The 22,061-nt window shown below is 74.8% G+C and carries 10 protein-coding genes; 5 read left to right on the forward strand and 5 right to left on the reverse strand.

Annotated elements, in window-relative coordinates; all coding sequences use genetic code 11:
* The first annotated feature begins 66 nt into the window (after nt 1–66).
* Nucleotides 67–1,428 carry a hypothetical protein gene (locus GA0070610_RS12295; RefSeq protein ID WP_089000158.1) on the forward strand — a complete coding sequence of 454 codons (1,362 nt, stop codon included), beginning with the start codon at nt 67–69 and terminating at the stop codon, nt 1,426–1,428.
* Between the two features lie 172 nt (nt 1,429–1,600).
* Complete coding sequence (locus GA0070610_RS12300) at nt 1,601–3,172, forward strand: amino acid adenylation domain-containing protein (protein WP_157747129.1); 1,572 nt, start codon at nt 1,601–1,603, stop codon at nt 3,170–3,172.
* 139 nt (nt 3,173–3,311) lie between these two features.
* Here GA0070610_RS12300 and GA0070610_RS12305 read toward each other — a convergent pair whose 3' ends face one another.
* The 5 genes from GA0070610_RS12305 to GA0070610_RS12325 form a co-directional block, all read right to left on the reverse strand.
* Nucleotides 3,312–4,553: an acyl-CoA dehydrogenase family protein gene (locus GA0070610_RS12305; protein WP_089000160.1), complete on the reverse strand. Its 1,242-nt coding sequence runs from the start codon at nt 4,551–4,553 to the stop codon at nt 3,312–3,314.
* A complete protein-coding gene (locus tag GA0070610_RS12310; protein WP_089000161.1) occupies nt 4,554–5,456 on the reverse strand; it encodes a phytanoyl-CoA dioxygenase family protein in 903 nt (300 codons plus the stop codon). It abuts the gene before it with no gap.
* Nucleotides 5,457–5,469: 13 nt separating this feature from the next.
* A complete protein-coding gene (locus GA0070610_RS12315; RefSeq protein WP_197697834.1) occupies nt 5,470–6,996 on the reverse strand; it encodes an aldehyde dehydrogenase family protein in 1,527 nt (508 codons plus the stop codon).
* On the reverse strand, nt 6,983–8,164 hold the full coding sequence (locus tag GA0070610_RS12320; RefSeq protein ID WP_157747130.1) for an aminotransferase class I/II-fold pyridoxal phosphate-dependent enzyme: 1,182 nt from the start codon (nt 8,162–8,164) through the stop codon (nt 6,983–6,985). The genes GA0070610_RS12315 and GA0070610_RS12320 overlap by 14 nt, the downstream gene beginning before the upstream one ends.
* A 71-nt stretch (nt 8,165–8,235) precedes the next feature.
* Complete coding sequence (locus GA0070610_RS12325; protein ID WP_157747131.1) at nt 8,236–9,468, reverse strand: MFS transporter; 1,233 nt, start codon at nt 9,466–9,468, stop codon at nt 8,236–8,238.
* A gap of 273 nt (nt 9,469–9,741) precedes the next feature.
* Between GA0070610_RS12325 and GA0070610_RS12330 the strand changes: the two genes are divergently transcribed.
* From GA0070610_RS12330 to GA0070610_RS12340, 3 genes are read left to right on the forward strand one after another with little or no spacing between them, the layout of a single operon-like run.
* On the forward strand, nt 9,742–13,032 hold the full coding sequence (locus tag GA0070610_RS12330) for a non-ribosomal peptide synthetase (protein WP_089000164.1): 3,291 nt from the start codon (nt 9,742–9,744) through the stop codon (nt 13,030–13,032).
* Between the two features lie 38 nt (nt 13,033–13,070).
* Nucleotides 13,071–19,619: a non-ribosomal peptide synthetase gene (locus GA0070610_RS12335; protein WP_089000165.1), complete on the forward strand. Its 6,549-nt coding sequence runs from the start codon at nt 13,071–13,073 to the stop codon at nt 19,617–19,619.
* A complete protein-coding gene (locus GA0070610_RS12340) occupies nt 19,616–22,060 on the forward strand; it encodes a beta-ketoacyl synthase N-terminal-like domain-containing protein (RefSeq protein ID WP_089000166.1) in 2,445 nt (814 codons plus the stop codon). The genes GA0070610_RS12335 and GA0070610_RS12340 overlap by 4 nt, the downstream gene beginning before the upstream one ends.
* Nucleotide 22,061 lies beyond the last annotated feature (1 nt).

Consider the following 22,061-nt stretch of genomic DNA (forward strand, 5'->3'; position numbering starts at 1 on the left):
AGACACCGGCCCGCGGCGAGCACGTTTCCGCCGGTCGGCCCGACGTGCGACTGCGGGGAGCGTCAGATGACCGTGCGCGAGGACGTCCGCGGTGCGGCGTCGACCGGACACCCCTGGTTCGGCTCCCACCAGCTCAGGCCGGCCGCGCCGGCGGAGACGATCCGCGAGATGCTGCGTCACGAGCTGCGCGACACGGGCTGGCCCTACCAGCGGCTGCTGCCCGCGGCGCCCATCGCCGTCCCGCGTGCGTCGTACGCCCAGCTCTTCCGGGTGGCCGCCGCGCTGGTCGGCCTGCTCCGCCGCACCGCCCTGGAGACGGCCCCCACCACCGAGGGCCGGCTGGCGGCCTACCGCATGCCGCAGAGCGAGCACCAGCTCTTCGTCCGGGACGCGTTCGTCGAGGAGCGCTACCCGGACTCCGTCGTCCGGCCGGACGTCGTCATCGGGCCGCAGGGGCCGCAGTTCCTGGAGTTCAACGTCAGCGGCGCGCTCGGCGGCGTGGTGGAGACGCACTGCCGCCTCGAGGTGTGGCGCAGGCTGCACGCCGACGCCGAGGGCCGGACCCCGTTCACCTCCCCGGACCCGTTCGCCGTACGCGCCGAGATGTACCGGTCGCTCAGCGCCGAGCTGGCGGCGGCGCCACGGATCGCCATCGTCGGCAGCGCCCGGGTCTACGGCGTGCAGTCGCGCTACTTCCAGCTGGAGGCCGACTACCTCAACAACCACGGCCTGACCGCGCGGTTCTTCGAGCCGGAGGAGCTGCCGCAGGCGTGGGACTGCCCGCCCCACCTGCGCTATCCGGTCGGGCTGCGCAACTTCACCATCCCGGACTGGCTCGACGCCGGCCTCGACACCAGCTACGTGCAGGACGCGCTCGACAACGGCTGCCTGCTCGTGGGGACCCAGACGTCGACCTTCATGCACAGCAAGCTCACCATGGGGCTGCTGTCGGAGGGCCGGCCGTGGATGAGCGCCGCCGAGCGCAGCCTCGTCGACCAGTACGTGCCGTGGACGCGGATCCTCTCGGACCGCAGGACCACCCGCGCGGGCCGCGAGGTCGAGCTGCTCCCGTTCGTCCTGGCCAACCGCGACCTGCTGGTGCTCAAGGCGGGCCTGGGCGAGAGCGGCAAGCAGGTGGTCATCGGCGGCGAGGTCGACCAGGCGACGTGGGAGTCGGCGGTCACCGAGGCCGCCGACGGCACCAGCGTGGTGCAGGACTTCGTGGCGCCCCGCACGTGCCGGGTCGCGCTGGTCGCCGACGGCGCCGACGAACCGCACGACGCCGAGGTCGCCCCGGTGATCGGGCCGCTGCTGTTCGGCGGGCGCCCGGCGGGCCTGTTCTGTCGCTACTACGGCGACGGCTCCGCCGGCATCGTCAGCGCCCGGGGCCGCGAGAGCAGCTCCGACAACTGCATGGTGGCGGTCTGATCCACAGGGGCCGGTCGGCGGTCGAGGGGCCGCGACGATAGGGGTTCGCGCGCCGGATCAGGTGTTGTCGCGACCCGGCCCCCGGTGTCACGATCGCTGCCACCGGATGCCCGTGCCGTGCGACCCGACGGTCGTACGGGCGCCCCGCCGCCGTCGAAGGAAGGGACCTGCCATGCCTGCCGATGCCGAGGTGTCCGCGCGGCCGGCCGGGTGGGACCCCGACCGGGCGGTACCCGCGCTGATCTGGGACGCCACGGGACGTGCCGGTGACCGGACGGCCGTCGTCGGCGCGGACGCCGCACTGACCTACGCGCAGCTGCGGCACGCCGTCGCCGGCCTCGCCGACGTGTTGCGTGGCCACGGCGCGGGGGCCCCGGTGGCCGTCCTGGCGCCCCGCGGCGCGGCCCAACTGGTGGCGTGCCTGGCGGCGTTGCACGCCGGGGCCGGCTACGCCTGCGTGGAGGCCAACCAGCCCCCGGCCCGGATCGAGAGCCAGCTGCGCGGCTGCGGGGCTGCCGTCGTGGTGACGGATCGCGACGACCCGCCGGTGCCCGGGCAGGTGGTGCTCCCCGTGGACCTGGCCGGCTGGATCGCCGCCGGGGCGGCGGCGGAGCACGCCGGGGCGCTGCGCGGTCCGCTGGCGGTGGCCGCCGACCAGCTCGCCTACACCGTGTTCACCTCCGGCTCCACCGGCGTACCCAAGGTCGTCGAGATCCCGCACGCGGCCCTGGCCAACTACGCGGCCTTCGTGGCCCGACTGGCCGCCGCGGAGCGCGACCACGGCGGGCAACTGCGCTTCGCCTCGGTGACCAGCCTCGCGACGGATCTCGGGCACACGGCGGTCTTCCCGGCCCTCATCGGCGGCGACACCGTCCACCTGGTGCCGACGGAGACCGCGACGGATCCCGACGACTTCGCCGACTACCAGGACGAGCACGGCATCGACGTCCTGAAGATCACCCCGTCGCACCTGGCGGCGCTGCTCGACGAGGCGCAGGAGCGGGTCCTGCCCCGCCGCCTGCTGGTCGTCGGCGGCGAGGTGTGCCGCTGGGAGCTGGTGGACCAGGTCCGCGAGCTGTCGGACGTGCGGATGGTCAACCACTACGGCCCGACCGAGACGACCGTCGGCGCGCTCACCTTCGAGGTGCCGACCGACCCGGCCGCGCGCCCGGACACCGCCACCGTGCCGATCGGCCGGCCGATCGACAACGCCCGCGTCGCCGTTGTCGACGCCGACCTGCGCCCGGTCGCCCCGGGCGTCGAGGGGGAGCTGCTGATCTTCGGGGCGGGGCTCGCCCGGGGCTACCGCGACGACGCCGCGCTGACCGACCAGCAGTTCCCGACCGGGCACCCCGACGGCCGGTGCTACCGCACGGGCGACCTGGTGACCCGGCACCCCGACGGTCTGGTGGAGTTCCACGGCCGCCGGGACGGCCAGGTCAAGATCCGGGGCCACCGCGTCGAGCTGGGCGAGGTGGAACAGGCGGTACGCCGCTGCGCCAGGGTGCGCCGGGCGGCGGTGGTGCCCCTCGGCGGGGCCGCCGGGCGCCTGGTGGCGTACGTCGTGCCCAGCGAGCCGCCCGGGCCCACCGCCCGCGAGCTGCGCGACCAGCTCCGCGAGACGCTGCCCGACTACCTGCTGCCCGGCGCCGTGGTGTGCCTCGACGAGCTGCCCCGTACGCCGAGCGGGAAGCTGGACGTGCGGGCGTTGCCGGCGCCCGGCAGGCCCGGCGCGCGCCCGTAGCTGTCGACCCGGCCGCCTCGCACGCCCTCGTACCCGGGGCGCGGCAAGCCGACCATCGGCCTCGGGCGCGGCAAGCCGGCCACCGGCCCTGGGGCGCGCGCCACCAGCGCCCGCAGCGGCGGCCGGGCGTCCGTCGGCCTCAGTCGGCGAACGGGTCGAGCCCGAGCGCGACCCGCCCGATGAACGGGTAGCCGTCCAGCGGCCCGAACGGCTGCATGAAGCCGCCCGCGCGGGCGTCGCGGTAGAGCCGGGACAGGGGGTGCCGGCTGCTGAAGGACGCCCCGCCGCAGATCGTCATGGCCCGGTCGACCGTGCTCACCGCCGTACGGTTCGCGTGCAGCTTCGCAAGCTGCCAACCGCGTACGACGTCCCGGACGGCGCCCTCGGACCGCTGCGCCGGGTCGGCGGCGAACAGGGCGTCCACCAGGCGACCGGAGCGCTCCAGCACCCCTCGGGTGGCCGCCAGGTCGAGCTCCATCGTGGCGATCTCCCGCTGCACGGACGGGTGGTGCGCCGGCGCCGTGCGCCCGGGCTGCCGGGGGGTCCTGGTGGCGTGCTCGACGGCGAGCTGCCAGGCCGCCTCGGCGATGCCGAGCGAGGCGCCCAGCAGCGGAAAGTTGATCGCGCAGGAGCGGATCAGGTCCTCCGACGTCGGCGGACCGAACGGTCCGCCGATCGTGACCCGGTCCGCGGGGACGACGCAGTCCTCCAACAGGATCGAGTGGCTGCCGGAGCCCCGCATGCCCATCGCGTCCCAGTCGCCCAGCACGGTCAGCCCGGGCGTACCGGCCAGGACGACGGCCTCGGCGTGCCGCCAGCCGCCCTCGGGGTCGGCGACCCGGACCGCGACGTTGAACGAGTCCGCGACGGCCGAGTTGGTGACGAACGTCTTGCGCCCGGTGATGACGTACTCGTCGCCCTTGTGGACGGCCTCGGTGAGCGCGGCGTTCCAGGACGCGCCGGGCTCGGTGGAGGCGCCGGCCATGATCAGGTCGGAGCCGCCCAACGCCTCCAGGATCGCGTCGAGCTGCGCCACCCGGGCCCGGTCGCCGGCCGCCTCCGCCCGCTCCCAGCGGCGGACCTGGGCCCACACCGAGGCCATGTGCATGTTCGCGCAGATGGCGGTCGACCCGCAGCCCCTGGCCAGCCGGGAGACGGCCACCAGCACGTCGAGCAGGGAGTCGACCCCCAGCCCGCCGTGGCGGGCCGGGGCGCACGCGGAGAGGACCCCGCTGTCGCGCAGGTCGGCGAAGTTGTCGGCGACGAACGTGTTGTCCCGGTCGTGCCGGGCCGCGCGTTCGGTGAGGGTGTCGAGGTGCCCCTCGGCGAGGGACACCAGCTCCCGGCCGGCGGCGGTCGTGGCGGTGAGTTCCCCGAACACCTACAGCATCCTCAGGATGGAGAGGAACTCCTCGGCCCGCTCGGCGTGGGGCTGCTGCGGGCCGTCGAACCGGGCGCCGGTCTCCGTCGGCACCGGCGTCGGCAGCACCCTCGGGAACAGCGGGCCACCGATGGGATCACCGGGCCGCAGGCCGTGGTCCCACAGCAGCGGCAGGACGGCGTGCTGCGGCTGGAAGGTGACGCCGTCGCCCACCCACCGGGAGACGAACGCCCGGCGCTGCCGCTCGGGCCCGGTGCCGGTGGCGCCGTGCAGGGCGGCCGGGTGGAACAGGACGATGTCGCCGGGCGTCAGGTCCCAGCTCAGGACCTCCTGGTCCGCGATGTCGGGCACCGCCTCGAGTTCCTCCCGCCGCCCGAGGTGGGTGGCGCCCGGGGTGATCGGCACGTAGCGCCGGTTCCAGCGGTGCGAGCCGCGTACCACCTGGAGTGCGGCGGTGTCGGGAGTGCACGGGTCGAGGGGGATCCACATCGCGCACACCTGGTCGCCGGCGATGGGCCAGGAGCTGACGTCCTCGTGGAACGGCGTCGGCGCGCCCGATCCGGCCGGCTTGGCGAAGATCTGGTCGTAGAAGGCGGTGATCGCGGTGGAGCCGAACAGCTGCTGGGCGATGCGCGCGGCGGGGGAGAAGAACATGAAGTCGCGGAAGCCGTCGTGGGTCTTCCACATGAAGGCGTCGCCGGCGAAACCGCCGCCTCCCAGCAGCGCGGTGGCCTGCGCCAGGACGGTCGGGTTGGCGAGCAGGTACTCCACGCCTTCGGTGATCCGGCCGAGCCACTTCTCGTCGATCATGCCGGACAGCCGGACCACGCCGTCGGTGTGGAAGGCGTCGATCTCGGCGACGGTCAGGTCACGCGGCGGTGCCTCGGGAGGGCTGATGTCCATGTGTGGTCCTCGGTCAGGGAAGACGTCGCCAGTGGGCGCCGAAGAGGGTCTCCTCGTCGGGCAGGCTGGGCGGCAGCGGATGGGAGACGTAGGTGTAGTTGAGGAAGTCACGCCAGGTCACGTTCTCCGACCGGGAGCAGCCGCCCCAGCTGCCACTGGCGATGACCTGGGTGAACGCCATGCCGTTGTCGAAGCTGCCGCTGTTGCCCACGGCGGTCGACTGGTTGACCATGACCCGTCCGGCGCGCGCCCGCTCGGCGAGCCGGACGACCCGGTCGGGGCGTTCGGTGTGGATGCCGCAGCTGTGGCCCTGCCCGATCCGGGCCAGCAGCGTCTCCACCGCGACCAGCGCGTCGTCGAAGTCGGTGAAGGTGGTCACCGTGAAGACCGGCGCCAGCTTCTCGCCGAGCATCGGGTCGTCGAGCGCCGGGACGCCGCCGGGCGTCAGGGGAGGCAACTGGGCCACCAGGGCGGTGGTCTTGGTCGGCTCGGCCAGGTCGATCCCGGCGGCGGCGGCGAGCGCCGTGGCGGGCCGCCCCACCGCGTCACGGTTGAGCTGCCGCCCGTCCGGCCAGAGCAGCGTACGCAGCCGCGCCGTCTCGGCCGGGTCGCACAGGTGGGCGCCCTGCCGGGCCAGCTGGTCGCGGAAGGCGGCGGCGATCCCGGCGTCCACCAGCACGTTGCTCTCCGACGAGCAGGAGGTGCCGTTGTTGAAGCTGCCGCCGAGCACGATCAGTTCCGCCGCGGCGGCGACGTCCGCCGAGGCGTCCACGATCACCGCCGGGTTGCCGACGCCCGCGCTGATCGCCGGGGTGCCGCTGCGGTACGCCCGGCGTACCGTGCCGGGGCCGCCGGCGGCGATCACCAGGTCGGCGGCGGCCATCAGGGCCTCGGTGGTCTGCCGGTCGGTGACCGGCAGGCACTGGACGAGGTCGGGCGGGGCACCCACCGACGCCAGGCTCTGACGCAGCAGGTCGACGGTGCGGGCCGCGGAGTGCCGGGCCCGGGGGTTGGGGGTGATGACCACCGCGTTGCGGGTCTTGAGCATCGGCAGGGCGTTGCCGACCACCCCGGAGCAGGGCGCCGTGGCGGGGCTGGCCACCGCGATCACCCCGATCGGCTTGGCCAGCTTGCGCAGGCCCCGTTCCGGCAGGTCCTCGATGATCCCGGTGGTGACGACCCCGTGCAGGTCGCGCAGCGTGCCGAGGACCCGGCGCCGGTAGAGCGTGAACAGGTGCTCCGGGTCGCCGAGACCGGTCTCCCGGTAGGCGAGTTCGGCCAGCGACCGGGCGGTGTCCTCCTGGTAGGCGGCCCACCCGGCGGCCGCGACCAGGTCGTCGATGCGCTCCTGCGGCCAGAACTCGACCTCCGCCTGGGCCCGTCGGGCGCGGGCCATGGTGGCGTCGACGTCGGGCGCGGCCTGCCCGGTAAACGACGTCGCATCGGACGCCGGCCCCTCCTGGCGGATCGCGGCAGGCCCGCCCGGCGGGGCGGTCAGCGTCGCGGCGGCGTCGGCCGCGCCGAGGTCAGCGCTGGACACCGGCGTGCTCCCGGTTCGAGGGGCGCGCCGAGCGCAGCCGGCCGATGGTCTCCTCCAGCATCTCGTCGGTCACGGTGAGGGAGAGCCGCAGGTAACCGGGCGCGCCCATCACCGAGGCCGGCAGCACCAGGAGGCCGTGCTCCTCCAGCAGGGCGGCGTGCGTCCAGTCGTCCGCGTCCGGCACCCGGGCCATCAGGTAGAACGTCCCCTCGCTGGGTTGGACCTCGTACCCGGCCTCGCGCAGGGCGTCGACCAGCAGGTCACGACGCTGCTCGATCGGCTTGACCTGCACGGCGTGCTGTTCCAGCTCGGGCAGGGCGAACAGCAGCGAGTTGTTCGGGAACGCCCAGCCGGTGGTCAGGCGCGCCACGGTCAGCGCCCGGCGCAGCACCGCCGGGTCGGGCGTGGTCGGCGGGATCGCCACGTAGCCGACGCGCTCGCCGGGCAGCAGCAGCGTCTTGGTGTAGGTGTGCACCAGGAAGGTGTACGGGTAGTGCGTCGCCGGGCTGGGACACGGCCGGCCACCGAACACGATGCGCCGGTACGCCTCGTCGGACAGTAGGTAGATCGGCCGGCCGTTGCGGGCGGACGCCTCCCGCAGCACCTCGGCGAGGGCCGCGAACTCGTCGTCGGTGTAGACCGCGCCGGTCGGGTTGTTGGGGCTGTTGACGATGACGGCGACGGTGCGGGGGGTGATCGCCGCCGCGACGAGGTCCGCGTCGAGCCGCCAGGAGCCAGGCGTCAGGGCCACCGGACGGGGGACCGCCCCGACCGAGGCGATGATCGGCTCGTAGTAGAACCAGGCGGGGTCGAGGTAGATCACCTCGTCGCCCGGGTCGCAGACGCTGCGCAGGCAGATGGTCAGCCCGGCGAACGCCCCGTTGGTCAGGGCGACGTCGTCGGCGGTGAACGGCAGGCCGAGCTCCCGGCTGAGGGTGGCCGCCACCGACTCCTGGGCCGGCGGGTGGTCGCGGGTGTAGGCGAACCAGTCGGTGTGCTGCGGGCTCAGGTGCCGTTGCAGGACCTCGACCAGGGCCGGCGCGGGAAACTCGTGCGGGTCGCCGAAGGCGAGGTCGATCACGCCCGGGCCGCCGCGCAGCCGCGTGTAGGACGACTGCTCGAGGTAGGCCCCCAACCGCCGGCCGTACGCGTCGGTCGCGTCGGTCATCTGCCGACTTATCCGGTGCTCCATCCTGCTCCGATCTCCACCCTGGTCCGTGGCCGGCGGGGTCACCGGGTTCACACCTTGGCGGGTTGTGCGTCGGGGACTCTTGCGGGCAACTGACGCACGGACCGCGCGGAGAAGGTGGCGACGGTCACCAGACCGAGCACCCCGCCCGCGATGACCAGCGTCTGCGGTACGCCGATCCGCTCCGCCACCGGGCCGACGACGGCCAGGCAGAGCGGGCCCAGCACGAACGAGCCCATGGCGTCGTACGAGCTGATCCGCGACAGTGCCTCGTTGGGCACGTGGTTCTGCAGGGCGGTGTCCCACAGCACCTCGAAGATGTCGACGCAGACGCCGTTGACGAGCATCGACGCTGCGATCAGCCAGACCGGCGCACCGGCGGCGATCAGCGCGAACGGTGGGAGGAAACCGAAGGTCGCCAGCACCGCGACCCGCATCGGCCGGCGGGGGCGGATCCGCATCGCCACCAGGCTGCCGCCGACCAGGCCGACGGCCTGCGCGGTGACGATCATCGACCAGGCGGTGGCGCCGCCCAGTTGTTCCTTGGCCGTCAGTGGTCCGAGCACGTAGATCGCCGAGAAGCAACCGTTGACGAACGCGAACTGCACGACCACCAGCCACACCCAGGACCGGGAGGTGAACTCCCGCCAGCCCTCGCGCAGGTCGGCGAGGAGGGTGCTGGTGGCGGCCCGCCCGGGGTGGGCGACCCGGACGCCGGCGAGCAGCAGCGCCGAGCCGAGGAAGGTGGCCGCGGGCACCGCCAGCGCCCAGCCGGCGCCGAAGGCCGCCACGAGCACTCCGGCCAGGGCCGCGCCGCCGATGGTGGTGCTGTTGCGCGACAGCCGTAGCAACGCGTTGGCGGACTGGAGCTGCTCCGGGGCCACCACCTGCGGCACGACGCCGCGGGAGGCCGGCAGGAAGAGCGCGGCGGCGGCGCCGTTGACGGCGGACAACGCGACGACGACCGGCAGCGAGGGTCGGCCGGTGACGAACACCACGGTCAGGACCGCCTGCGCGGCGAAGGCGAGCAGGTCGGAGCCGACCATCAGGCGGAAGCGGTTCATCCGGTCGGCGAGGACGCCGCCGTACAGCAGCAGCGCGACCTGCGCCAGCGACCGGGCGGCGAGCACGAGGCCGAGGTCGGTGGCGGAGCCGCCGGGCGCGTCGAGGACGGCGAAGGCGAGCGCCACCGGGATCACGGCGCTGCCCAGCAGCGACAGCGTGCGGGCCAGGAACAGCATCCGGTACGACCGGTCGGCCAGGATCCGCAGGTCGTCGCGCACTGGCATCACCTCCGGTCGGACGGGTCGCGTGCCGGGCACCGGCGGCGTCACAGCGTGCCCATCATGTGGCAGGCAGACGGGTTGCCCAACCCCTAGGAGTTGGAAGAGATGTCGTGAATTGTGAGGTCAAACCCCTATAACGGCTCTGTTCGCTGACTGCACGCTCAGTCACCTGGTACAGATCGATGATCGGCACCCGCATCGGTGGGGCGTGCCCGCGTCCGGCGGTGATCCGGACCGTGGACCGGATCACCGACGGACAACGGAGGACCAGTGGGACGGCAGGAGCATCCGGTCGCGAGTGACGTCACGCAACGCGTGGCGCGGCTGTCCAGTTCGGCGCGGGCCCTGCTCGACGAGCGGCTGCGCGCTGGCCGCTCCGATCCGGCGCCCGTCGCCGGCGCCATCGCCCGGCTGGGCGCCGCCGAGGCGCCCCTGTCGTTCGCCCAGGAGCGGCTCTGGTTCATCGAGCGCCTGGAGGACGACGCCGTCCACCACAACGACGCCACCCTGCTGATCCTGACCGGCTCGCTCGACCGGGAGGCGCTGCGCAGGAGCATCGAGGAGGTCGTCCGCCGCCACGAGATCCTCCGTACCACCTTCCGCCAGCTCGGCGAGCGGGTCGTGCAGGCCGTCACGCCGCCTGCCCCGCTGAGCATCGACGTGGTCGACCTGCCCGACGCCACCGCGCATCCCGACGACGCGGTGCTGCGGGCCGCCGTCGAGCGGGAGATGCGGGTCCCGCTCGACCTGGCCGCTGGCCAGAGCATGCGGACGGTGCTCTACCGGATCGCCCCCGACGTGCACGTGCTCGGGGTCACCGTGCACCACCTCGTCTGCGACCTGTGGTCGTTCACCATCTTCTGCCGCGAGCTGGCCGCCACGTACGCCGCGTTCGCCTCCGGCGCCGCGACACCGGACCTGCCCGAGCTGCCCATCCAGTACGCCGACTACGCCGCCTGGCAGCGCACCGCCGTCAGCGAGGAACGGATGGCGGCCCACCTGCGCGAGCGGGTCGACGAGCTGTCCGGCGTGCCGCCCCTGCTCACCCTGCCCACCCGGGGGCCGCGCCCGGCGGTGCAGCAGTTCGTCGGCGCGTCCGAGTGGTTCCGCGTCGGCGCCGCCGACGCCGAGCGGATCCGCGCGCTCGGGCAGGGCCAGGGCGCCACCATGTTCATGACCCTGCTCGCCGCCTTCAGCGTGCTGCTCGCCCGGCACAGCGGCCAGCGGGACATGGTCGTCGCCAGCCCCATCGCCACGCGCGAGCAGGACGAGCTGGAGCACCTCATCGGCTGCTTCCTGAACATGATCGTGGTGCGCGCCGACCTGTCCGGCGAACCCACCTTCGCCGAGCTGGTGGCCCGGGTCAAGGCGGCCTCGCTGGACGCGTTCCGGCACCGCGACGTGCCGTTCGAGCGGCTCGTCGCCGCGTTGCAACCGGAGCGCAGCCGCAGCCACCAGCCGCTCGCGCAGGTCGCCTTCGTGCTCCAGAACGTGCCCACCAGCCGGCTGGACCTGCCGCGGCTGCGGGTCGACGTCCACCAGATGGAGACCGGCCGGTCCCGGATGGACATGTCGATGAGGATCACCGAGACCGCCGACGGGCTGATCGGTGAGATCGAGTACGACACCAGCCTCTTCACCGGCGAGTCCGTACGCGACATGGCCCGGCAGTTCGAGCTGCTGCTCGTCGAGGCGGCGCGGGAGCCCGACACGAGCGTGTGGCGGCTGCCGCTGCTCGACGACGCGCAGCGCCGGCGGATCCTGCACGAGTGGAACGACACCGCCGCCGACCTCGGCCCCGAGGCGCTCGTGCACCGGCTGGTCGAGGCGCAGGCGCGACGTACGCCGGACGCGGTGGCGGTCGTCGAGGGCAACGTCCGCACGACGTACCGCGAACTCGACGAACGGGCCAACCGCCTGGCGCACCACCTGCGCGACCTCGGTGTCGGCGTGGAGGACCCGGTGGCGGTGTGCCTGCCGCGCTGCACGGCCGAGGTGGTGGCGATCCTCGCGGTGCTCAAGGCCGGCGGCTACCACCTGCCGGTCAACCCGCGCGACCCGCAGGCCCGCCGCGACGCGCTGCTCGGCCAGGTCCGCCCGGCGGTCGCGATCTCCGCCGGGGACCTGTGCGACGAGGTGTGGAGCCCCGGCCGGCGCATCATCGACCTGGACGGGGAGTCGTCGCTGACCGCCACGTGCCCCGCCACCGACCCCGCCGTGTCCCTGCACCCGGACAACCTCGCCTACACGCTGTTCACCTCCGGCTCCACCGGGCAGCCCAAGGGCGTGCAGGTCACCCACCGTGGGTTCACCAACCGGATGTTGTGGGCGCAGCGCAACTTCCCGCTCGGCCCGGAGGACCGGGTGCTGCGCAAGGCGGCCTGCACCTTCGACGTCTCGCTGGACGAGCTGTTCCGGGCGCTGTTCAACGGCGCGGCCAGCGTGCTGATGCCCGAGACGGCGACCTTCGACCCGCGCCGGCTGGCGGGGGTCATCGCCCAGCACGGCGTGACCGACGCCGACTTCGCGCCGACCGCCCTGCGCGAGGTGCTGCTCACCACCGACGCCGCCGACCTGAAGTCGCTGCGACGGATCGTCTCGGGCGTGGAGGAACTCACCCCCGAGACGCAGCGGCTGGTCTTCGACCGGCTCGACGTCACCATGTTCAACCTGTACGGCCCGACCGAGGTGTCGGTCTCCTGCACCGCCTGGCCCTGCGACCCCGCCGACGAGCGGCCGTTCGTCCCGATCGGCCGTCCGATGGCGAACGTCCGGGTGTACGTGCTCGACGAGACGATGCAGCCCGTCCCGCCGGGCGTGGCGGGGGAGGTGTACGTCGGCGGCGCCGGGCTGGCCCGGGGCTACCTCGACAACCGCGCCCTGACCGCCGAGCGGTTCCTGCCCGACCCGTACGCCGTCACGCCCGGCGCCCGCGTCTACCGCACCGGCGACCTGGCCCGGTTCGGGCCGGACGGCGTCCTGGAGTTCCTCGGCCGGGGCGACGGGCAGCTCAACCTGCGCGGCTACCGCATCGAGCCGGGCGAGGTGGAGTCCGCGCTGCGCCGCCACCCGGCGGTCCGCGAGGCCGCCGTCGTCGTACGCCGGGACCCGCCCGGCCGCGACGCCCGGCTGGTCGGCTACGTCGTCGGCGACGACCTGCCCGGCACCGCGGACCTGCGCGCGCACCTGCGCCGGCGGCTGCCGGACTACCTGGTCCCGGCCGCCTTCGTGAGCCTGCCCCGGCTGCCGCTGACCAACCACGGCAAGCTCGACGTCGCGGCGCTGCCGACCCCGGGCCAGGACGAGCCCGGCGCCGCCGGCGCCGCCGGCCCGCGTGACGAGCGTGAGCGGGTGCTGCTGGACATCTGGTGCGACGTGCTCGGGCGCGAGGGCATCGGCATCCACGACGACTTCTTCGACCTCGGTGGCGACTCCCTCACGGCCACCCGGATCGTGGCGATGGCGGGCGCGAAGCTGGGGGTGGACGTCGAGGTCGCGGTGATCTTCGACGCGCCGACGGTCGCGGAACTGGCCGCCCGCCTCGCGCCCGGCCAGCCGTGACACCCGGTCCGACCCCTGTGCAGCGAGTGGAGAGCCAGATGACCGAGCATTCCGGCGCGTTGACCCACGAGGCGACGGACGTCGTCAACCTGGGCGCCGCCCTGTCCCACCAGGCGCGGTTCCAGCCCGGCAGCCCCGCCCTGCACCTGGTGGCCGAGGACGGCTCGACCGACACGGTGGACTACGCGACGCTCGACGCCCGGGCCCGCCGCGTCGGCGCGGCCCTGGCCGGGCACTGCCGCCCGGGGGACCGGGTGCTGATGCTCGTCGGGGCGGGCGTCGACTTCCTCGCCGGCTTCTTCGGTTGCCTCTACGCCGGCACCGTGCCGGTGCCGCTGGCCGCCCGGCTCAACCGGGCCAGCGCCCCGGTGGTCGGGCGGATCCTCGACGACGCGCAGGCCACCGCCGTGCTGGCCGCCCGCGCGGTCACCGCCGCGGTCGACCTGGGCACGCTCATGCCCGGTCGTCGGCTGCCGGTCCTGGAGATCGAGTCCCTCGACGCCGCCCCCGCCGGCTGGCAGCCGGCGGTGGACGAGGGCGGGCTGGCGTTCCTCCAGTACACCTCGGGCACCACCAGCACCCCCAAGGGCGTGATGGTCAGCCACGCGAACCTGCTGGAGAACCTGCGGGCCATCCGCCGCTCCTTCGCCTTCGACGACGAGACCGTGATGGCCTCCTGGCTGCCCCCGCACCACGACATGGGACTGATCGGCACCCTGCTGACGCCCGTGTACCTCGGGGTGCCGACGGTGCTGATGGACCCGGCGACGTTCATCCGTACGCCCGTGCGGTGGCTCGAGGCGATCAGCCGCTACCGGGCCACCATCAGTGGCGGGCCCAACTTCGCCTACGACCTGTGCGTACGCAAGGTCGCCCCGGCCGACCGCGCCGCCCTGGACCTCAGCTCCTGGCGGGTGGCCTTCAACGGCGCGGAGCCGGTACGCGCGGCGACCCTGCGCGCCTTCGCCGAGGCGTTCGCCCCGCACGGGTTCGACGAGCGGGCCTTCCTGCCGTGCTACGGGCTGGCCGAGGCGACGCTCCTGGTCGCCGGACGGGCCCGCCCGCAGCGCCCCGTCGTGACCACCGTTGCCGACGAGGACCCGACCGGTTCCGCCGCCGCCCGCCCCGGCACGGAGGTCGTCGGCTGCGAGATCCTGCCCGAGGCGGAGGTCCGGATCGTCGATGCGGCCGGCCAGCCCGTCGCCGACGGCACCGCAGGCGAGATCTGGGTCCGCGGCGGCAGCGTCGTCGACGGGTACTGGAACCGGCCGGAGGAGTCCGCCCGCACGCTGCACGCCACCCTAAGCGGCGACCCCGCCGACGGCCCCTACCTGCGCACCGGCGACCTCGGCTTCCAACAGGACGGGCACCTGTACGTGCGGGGCCGGATCAAGGAGACGGTGGTCATCCGGGGCCAGAACCACTACCCGGACGACATCGAGCAGACCGTCCGCGCCGCCTGCCCCCGCCTCGGCGGGCGGATCGCGGCGTTCGGTGTGGACGTCGCCGACGACGGCCACGGCGTCGGCGAGGCCGTGGTCCTGTGGTACGAGACCCGCTCCGACAAGGCGTCGGACGAGGCGCCGGCCATCGCCGAGGCGGCCCGCCGTGCCGTGGTGACGGTGCACGGCCTGGACCTGCACCGGGTGCTGGCCGTACCGCCGGGCACCATCCCCGTCACCACCAGCGGCAAGACCCGGCGGGGCGACTGCGCCCGGGCGTACGCCGCAGGCAGCGCCACGATCGTCGCGGACGACCCCCTGCGCCCGGTCGCGCGCCCTGCGCCGGCCGTCGCGCCGGCGCAGGCGCAGCGGCTGCGGGTCCTGGCCGGCGGGCTGATCGAGGTCGACCCGGAGCGGATCGACCCGGACCGCACCCTGCCGGAGCTGGGATTCGACTCGCTGCGCGCCGTGGAACTGCAACACCTGATCGAGGGGGAGTGGGGCGTCCGCCCGTCCCTGACCGACCTGCTGGGCGACAGCACGGTGGCCGAGCTGGCCGCCGCGCTGCCGGCCGCGCCCGCGCCGGCCGACCCACCCGCCGCCGCGCCCGCCGCCGACCGGCCCTACCCGCTGTCGTACGGCCAGCGCGCGATCTGGTTCCAGGGCGCCCTCGCCGACGACCCGGCCAACCTCAACCTGTGCCGCGCCGTCACCGTCGACGGCGAGCTGGACGTCGACGCGCTGGCCCGCGCGGTGCGCGACCTCGGCGTCCGGCATCCGGCCCTGCTGACCCGCTACGACGACGCCGGCGCCGAGGTCACCCAGCGGGTGGTCGGCGACGCCGAGGTCACGCTGGACGTACGCGACGCGACCGACTGGCCGGCGGGCCGCCTCGACGAGGAGATCGAGGCGGAACTCGGGGTCGGCTTCGACGGCCCGCCCCTGCTGCGCGCCGTGCTGTTCCGGCAGGCGGCGGACCGGCACACGCTGCTGCTGTGCACCCACCACAGTGTCATGGACGTGTGGTCGCTGGCGGTGCTGGTCGAGGACCTGGCGACCGGCTACGGCCGGCACGCCGCCGGGGACGACGCGGCGCCGCCGGCGCCCACCGCCCACCCGGCCGAGTTCGTCGCCTGGCAGCGTTCCTTCCTGGACGGCGCGGCCGGCCGGGAGCTGACCGCGACGTGCCAGGCGCAGGCCGCCGACCTCGTGCCGCTGGACCTGCCGACCGACCGGCCCCGCCCGTCGGTGCGCACGTTCCGGGGCGCCGCCCACGCCTTCCGGCTCGGCCCCGACCTGTGCGCCGGGATCGACGCGCTGGCCGCCTCGCACGGGGTCAGCCGCACTGCCGTGCTCTTCGCCGGCTATGCGGCCGTGCTGTCGCGCTACGCCGGCCAGGCGGAGTTCCCGCTCGGCTTCGTGCACGCGGGCCGGGTCCGGGGCCGCTTCGCCGACCTGGTCAGCTACCTGGTCAACCCGCTGGCGGTGCCGGTGGACCTGTCCGGCGACCCGGAGTTCGGCGCCCTGGCCCGGGCGGCGCACGACGCGGTGCTGGCCGCCTCCGACCGCGCCGAGGTGCCGTTCGGGCGGATCGTCGAGGGGCTCGGGCAGGCCGCCGACCCCAGCCGTGGCGCGTTGATCAGCGCGGCCTTCGCCTACCAGCACGGGCGCGGCACCGACCGGCTCGGGCTCGCGCCGATGGTGCTCAACCACGAGGGGGCGCTGGGGGACTGGGCCGGGCTGCGGGTACGCAACCGGCCGGTGCGGCAGCGGGCCACCTACTACGACCTCTCCCTCTACCTGGGCGAGCACGGCGGCGAACTGCTGGGCACCTTCGACTACAGCACCGACCTCTTCGACGCCGACACGGTGGGCGTGCTGGCCGAGGCGCTGACCGCGCTGCTCGCCGCAGCCGTCGCGGCGCCGGCGACCCCGGTCGGCGCCCTGCCCCTGCTCGGCGCCGAGGGGCGGCGGCGGGTGCTGGTGGAGTGGAACGACACCACGACCGACCACGACACCGGACGCTGCGCGCCGGAGATCGTCGCCGAGCAGGCCCGCCGGACCCCGGACGCGCCGGCCGCGATCGACGACACCACCCGGTTGACGTACGCCGAACTCAACGCGGCGGCCAACCGGCTGGCCCACCGGCTGATCGGGCTGGGCGCCGGCCGAGGCACCCGGGTCGGCCTGCTGGTGCCCCGCTCCACGGTCAGCCTCACCGCCGTGCTGGCGATCCTCAAGACCGGTGCGGCCTACGTGCCGCTCGACCCGTCGTACCCGGTGGACCGGCTGCGGTTCATGCTCGCCGACTCCGGGGCCCGGCTGCTGGTCGCCGCCCCCGACGCGGCCGCCGACCTGCCCGACGTCGAGGTGGTCGACCCGGCCGAGGAGTCGCTCGCCGCCGAGGACGACCGCGACCCGCGGCCGACGGCCCACCCCGACGACGTGGCCTACGTCGTCTACACCTCCGGGTCGACCGGCACCCCGCGCGGTGTCCTCGGCCTGCACCGGGGCATCGTCAACCGGCAGCGGTGGATCATGGACCGCTTCCCGATGGGGCCGGACGAGGTGGGCAGCCACAAGACCTCGCTGAGCTTCTTCGACTCCGGCGGCGAGATGTTCCTCCCGCTCTTCGCCGGCGCCCCGCTCGTCGTGGTTCCCGAGGACGTCGGGCGCGACCCGGTCCGCCTGGTCGACCTGCTCGCCCGGCACCGGGTCACCCGTCTGGTGGCCGTACCGTCGCTGCTGCGGGCCATCCTCGACGGCGTACCCGACGCCGGGGAGCGGCTGTCGGCGCTGCGCTACTGCCACTCCAGCGGCGAGGCGCTCACCCCGGACCTGGCCGCGCGCTGGCTGGCTGCCCTGCCGGGCTGCGTCCTGGTCGACCTGTACGGTTCGTCGGAGATCTCCGCCGACGTGACGCTGGACGTGGTCACCGGACCCGAGCGGGTCGGCAGCGTCGGTCGGCCCATCGGCAACACCCGGGTGTACGTCCTGGACGAGGCCCTGCGGCCGGTGCCGCCCCGCTTCGCCGGCGAGGTGTACGTCGGCGGGGCCGGCCTGGCCCGTGGCTACCTGGACCAGCCCGCGTTGACCGCGGCGCGGTTCGTCCCCGATCCGTACGGCAGCGGCGAGCGGCTGTTCCGCACCGGTGACCGGGGCCGGTTCAGCCACGACGGGCGGCTGGAGTTCCTGGGCCGGGCCGACCACCAGGTGAAGGTCCGTGGCTTCCGGATCGAGCTGGGCGAGATCGAGGCGACGTTGCGGGCCCACCCCGGGGTGGCCGCCGCCGTGGCCGCGCTCGCCGAGGCGCCGGGCGGCGGGGAACAGCGGATCGTGGCGGCGGTCGTGCCCCGGCAGCGCAGCGGATCCTCCGCTTCGGCCGGCGCCGATCCGGGCGGGGCGCCGGCCACCACCCGGGTGTCGGACTGGCGGCTGCTCTACGACCGGATGTACACCGAGGCCGGTCCCGCCGAGGAGGCCCAGCAGGCGATCTGGACCAGCAGCTACACGGGCGCGCCGTTCACCGACGTCGAGATGGGCGAGTGGATCGACCAGGCGGTCCGGCGCATCCGCGAGCTGCGCCCCCGCCGGCTGCTGGAGCTGGGCTGCGGTACGGGCAACCTGACCCTGGCGCTGGCGCCGGACTGCGAGGCGTACGTCGGCACGGACTTCTCCGCCGCCGGCCTGAAGGTGCTCGAACAGCGGCTCGACGCCGAGGGGATCGACCGGGACTCCGTCACGTTGCTGCTGCGCGAGGCCGACGACGTCACCGGCATCGAGGCCGGCAGCTTCGACACCGTGGTGCTGCACTCGGTGACCCAGTACTTCCCCAACCACGACTACCTGCGCGAGGTGCTGCGCGCGGCGGTCACGGCGGCCGCGCCGGGCGGGCGGATCTACCTCGGCGACGTACGCGACCTGGACCTGCTGGAGGTGTTCCACGCCTCCGTGGAGCTGGGCGCCGAACCGGAACCCGGCCTGACCGTGGGCGAGCTGCGCCGCCGCGTCGCCGCCCGGGTGCTCGCCGACGACGAGCTGGTGCTGGCCCCCGACCTGTTCCTCACCGCCCCGGACTGGCTGCCCGGGGTCACCGGGGCGGAGCTGCATCTCAAGCGGGGCCGGCAGGCCAACGAGCTGAGCGCGTTCCGCTACGACGTCGTCCTGCACGTGGGCGCCGACCCGCAGCGCCCCGCCGCCGACCCGCTCGACCCGCTGCGGCTCGACTGGGCCGGCGACGCCCTGGACGTCGCCCGGCTGCGCAGCCTGCTGCGCGGCAACCGCAACCGCCCGGTGGAGGTGCGCGGCGTGCCGAACGCGCGGCTGGTCACGGTCGCCGGCCCCGTACGCCGGCTGGCCGGGCTCACCGACGCGGACCCGGTGACGCGCCCGGCGGGCGAGCTGCCGGCCGGGGTCGACCCGGAGGACTGCTGGAGCATCGGCGAGGCGCTGGGCCGGCGCACCTCGGTCGTGCCGTCGACCGAACGCGATCCGTACGCGATGGACCTGCGGTTCTGGCCGGCGGGCCGACCCGACGACGCGGTCGGCTGGACGCCGCCCCGCACCCGGCGCGGCGAGTGGCCGGAGCTGGCCAACGACCCGCTGCGCGCCACCGCCCGGCGGGACCTGCTGCACGACCTGCGTACCCACCTGCGGCAGCGGCTGCCGGAGTTCATGGTGCCGCTGCTGTACCTGGTCGACGAGCTGCCCACCACGGCGACCGGCAAGGTGAGCCGACGCGCCGTGGCGGCCGAGGCCACCGAGGCGATGGCCCGCCTGGGCGCGGGCGCCACGGCCCGGCCGCCCACGGCGGGCGGCGGCGGACTCCAGGCCCAGGTCACCGAGGTCTGGCTGGACGTCCTCGGCGTCGGCGCCGTCGGGCTCGACGACAACTTCTTCGACGTGGGCGGCAACTCGCTGAGCCTGGTGCAGGTGCACATCCGCCTCCAGGAGCTCATCGGCCGGCAGTTCCCGCTGGTCGACCTGTACGAGCACACCACCGTGCGCAAGCTCGCCGAGCACCTCGGCGAGCCCGCGCGCCCGGCGGCGCAACCGCCCGCCGACCCCGGTCCCGACCGCACCGAGCAGGTGGCGAACCGCCGCCGGCTGATGCGCCAGCGAATCCAGGAAGTGGGAAGTCGATGAGCAGCGAGATGGACATCGCCGTCGTGGGGATGAGCGGACGGTTCCCGGGCGCGGCGAACGTGGCCGAGTTCTGGGAGCTGCTCCGCGACGGTGTGGACGCCGGCCGCCAGCTGACCCCCGCCGAGCTGGACGCCGTCCCGGCCGCGGAACGCACCGACCCGGCGTACGTGCCGATGTGGTCGGGCATCGAGGGCGCGGACCGGTTCGACGCCCAGTTCTTCGGCTACTCGCCGACCGACGCGACGCTGATCGACCCGCAGCACCGGATCCTGCTGGAGTGCTCGTGGGAGGCGCTGGAGGACGCCGGCTACGACAGCCGCCGCTTCCCCGGCGACATCGCCGTGTACGCCGGCTGCGGCCTGAACCAGTATCTGCTCTACCACCTGCTGCCCCAGCAGGAGCTGGTCGACTCCGCCGGCCGCCTCGGCATGGCCGTCGCCAGCGACAAGGACAACCTGGCCACCCGCATCTCGTACAAGCTCGACCTGACCGGGCCGAGCATGACGGTGCAGACCAACTGCTCGTCGGCCCTGGTCGGGCTGCACCACGCGATCGGCAGCCTGCTCGACTACCAGTGCGACATGGCGATCGTGGGCGCGGTCAGCGTCAAGAACCCGGTGCCGCGTGGCTACCGGCACGAGGCCGACGGCATCAATTCGCCCGACGGGCGCTGCCGGGCGTTCGACGCCGAGGCCGCCGGCTACCACCTGGGCGACGGCGCGGGCGTGGTGGTGCTGCGCCGCCGGGAGGACGCCGAGGCCGCCGGCGACCGGATCTATGCCCTGGTCAAGGGCTCGGCGGTGAACAACGACGGCGCCGGCAAGGTCAGCTTCGTGGCGCCCGGCCGGTCGGGCCAGGTGCGGGTGATCCGCCGGGCGCTGCGGGTCGCCGACGTCGAGGCGAACTCCATCCAGTACGTCGAGGCCAACGGCAGCGGCACGCTGATGGGCGACTCGATCGAGGTGTCCGCCCTGGAGGAGGCGTACGGACCCGCCGCCCCCGGCGCCGAGTGGGCCATCGGCTCGGTCAAGCCGAACGTCGGCAACCTCGACACCGCCTCCGGCGTGACCTCGCTGATCAAGGCGGTCCTCGCCGTGCACCACGGCGAGCTCCCGCCGTCGATCCACTACCGCAAGCCCAACCCGCAGACCTCGCTCGACCGGGGGCCGTTCCGCGTCAACGACATGCTGCGGGACTGGCCGGAGGCGGCGGGGCCGCGCCGGGCCGCGGTCAGCTCGTTCGGCGTCGGCGGGACCAACGCGCACGTCATCCTCGAACAGGCGCCGCCACCCGCGCCGCCGGGGCCGAACCCGCCCGCCGTGCTGCTCACCGTCTCGGCGGCCGGCGGCGAGGCGCTGGCCGCCGCCGCGGCCCGGCTCGCCGGGCACGTCGGGAGCCACCCCGGGCAGGCCCTCGCCGACATCGCCTACACCAGCCAGGTCGGGCGGCGCGCGTTCCGTCACCGGGCCTTCGTGGTGGCCGCCGACGCCGGGGAGGCGGCCCGCGCGCTGTCCGCCGTCGGCGCGGTGGAGGCGTCGCCCGAGGCGACCCCGGTGGCGTACGCGTTCGGTGCCACCTGCCCCGACCTGGCCGCGCTGTGCGACGCCCTGCCCCGGCTGCGGGCGGAGGTCGACCGGGTGGCCGGCGAGCTGGGCCTCGACCAGGGCTCCGCCCCGGCGGGCTCCGACGCGGCCACCGTCACCGGGCAGCTCGCGCTCGCCCGGCTGCTGGCCGCCTGCGGCGTGTCCCCGGTCGCCGCCCACGGCCACGGCGCGGGTGCCGTGACGGCGGCCGTCGTCGACGGCCGCTGGACGACGGCGCAGGCGGGCCGGGCGCTGCGTGCCGGCACCCACCCGCCGGCCCCGGCCGTCGCGCCGGCCGGGGCCGCCGTCACGCTGGCCGTCGGACCGGCCGAGGCGTCGACGCTGGCCCTGACCGACGACGCCGGCAGCCTCCGGGGGCTGCTCGGCGCACTCGGCGAGCTGTGGCGCCGGGGCGTCGAGGTGGACTGGGCCGCCCTGCACGAGGGCGGGTCGCGGCGTCGCGTCGGCCTGCCGACGTACCCGTTCCAGCGCTCGCGGCACTGGGTCGACCCGGTGGCCGTGGCGCCCGTGACCGGCACGGCGCCGGCGGCCCCGGCCGCCGAGGCCCAGCCCGCCGCCGGGACGGTCCTGGAGGAGGCGGTGGCCGCCGTGTGGCGACGCCGGCTCGGGGTGGACCGGATCGGGCTGCACGACTCGTTGCTGATGCTCGGCGCGGACTCCCTCAACGCCGCCCGGACGCTGCGGGACCTCGCCCAGGCCTTCCACGTCGAGCTGCAACTCGGCGTGTTCCTGGAGACCCCCACCGTCGCCGCGCTCGCCGCGGTGATCGACGGCAAGCTGCGCGAGGCGCAGGAGATCCGGGCCGCGCTCGCCGCGGTCGCCGAAGAGGGAGCGTGAA

The organism is Micromonospora echinofusca, assembly GCF_900091445.1.
Taxonomy (GTDB): domain Bacteria; phylum Actinomycetota; class Actinomycetes; order Mycobacteriales; family Micromonosporaceae; genus Micromonospora; species Micromonospora echinofusca.

Excerpts from the sequence above, each read along its gene's own strand:
- GA0070610_RS12320 (WP_157747130.1), bottom strand. The coding sequence starts at position 8,164 with ATGACCGACGCGACCGACGCGTACGGCCGGCGGTTGGGGGCCTACCTC.
- GA0070610_RS12340 (WP_089000166.1), top strand. The coding sequence starts at position 19,616 with ATGAGCAGCGAGATGGACATCGCCGTCGTGGGGATGAGCGGACGGTTC.
- GA0070610_RS12335 (WP_089000165.1), top strand. The coding sequence starts at position 13,071 with ATGACCGAGCATTCCGGCGCGTTGACCCACGAGGCGACGGACGTCGTC.
- GA0070610_RS12295 (WP_089000158.1), top strand. The coding sequence starts at position 67 with ATGACCGTGCGCGAGGACGTCCGCGGTGCGGCGTCGACCGGACACCCC.
- GA0070610_RS12300 (WP_157747129.1), top strand. The coding sequence starts at position 1,601 with ATGCCTGCCGATGCCGAGGTGTCCGCGCGGCCGGCCGGGTGGGACCCC.
- GA0070610_RS12310 (WP_089000161.1), bottom strand. The coding sequence starts at position 5,456 with ATGGACATCAGCCCTCCCGAGGCACCGCCGCGTGACCTGACCGTCGCC.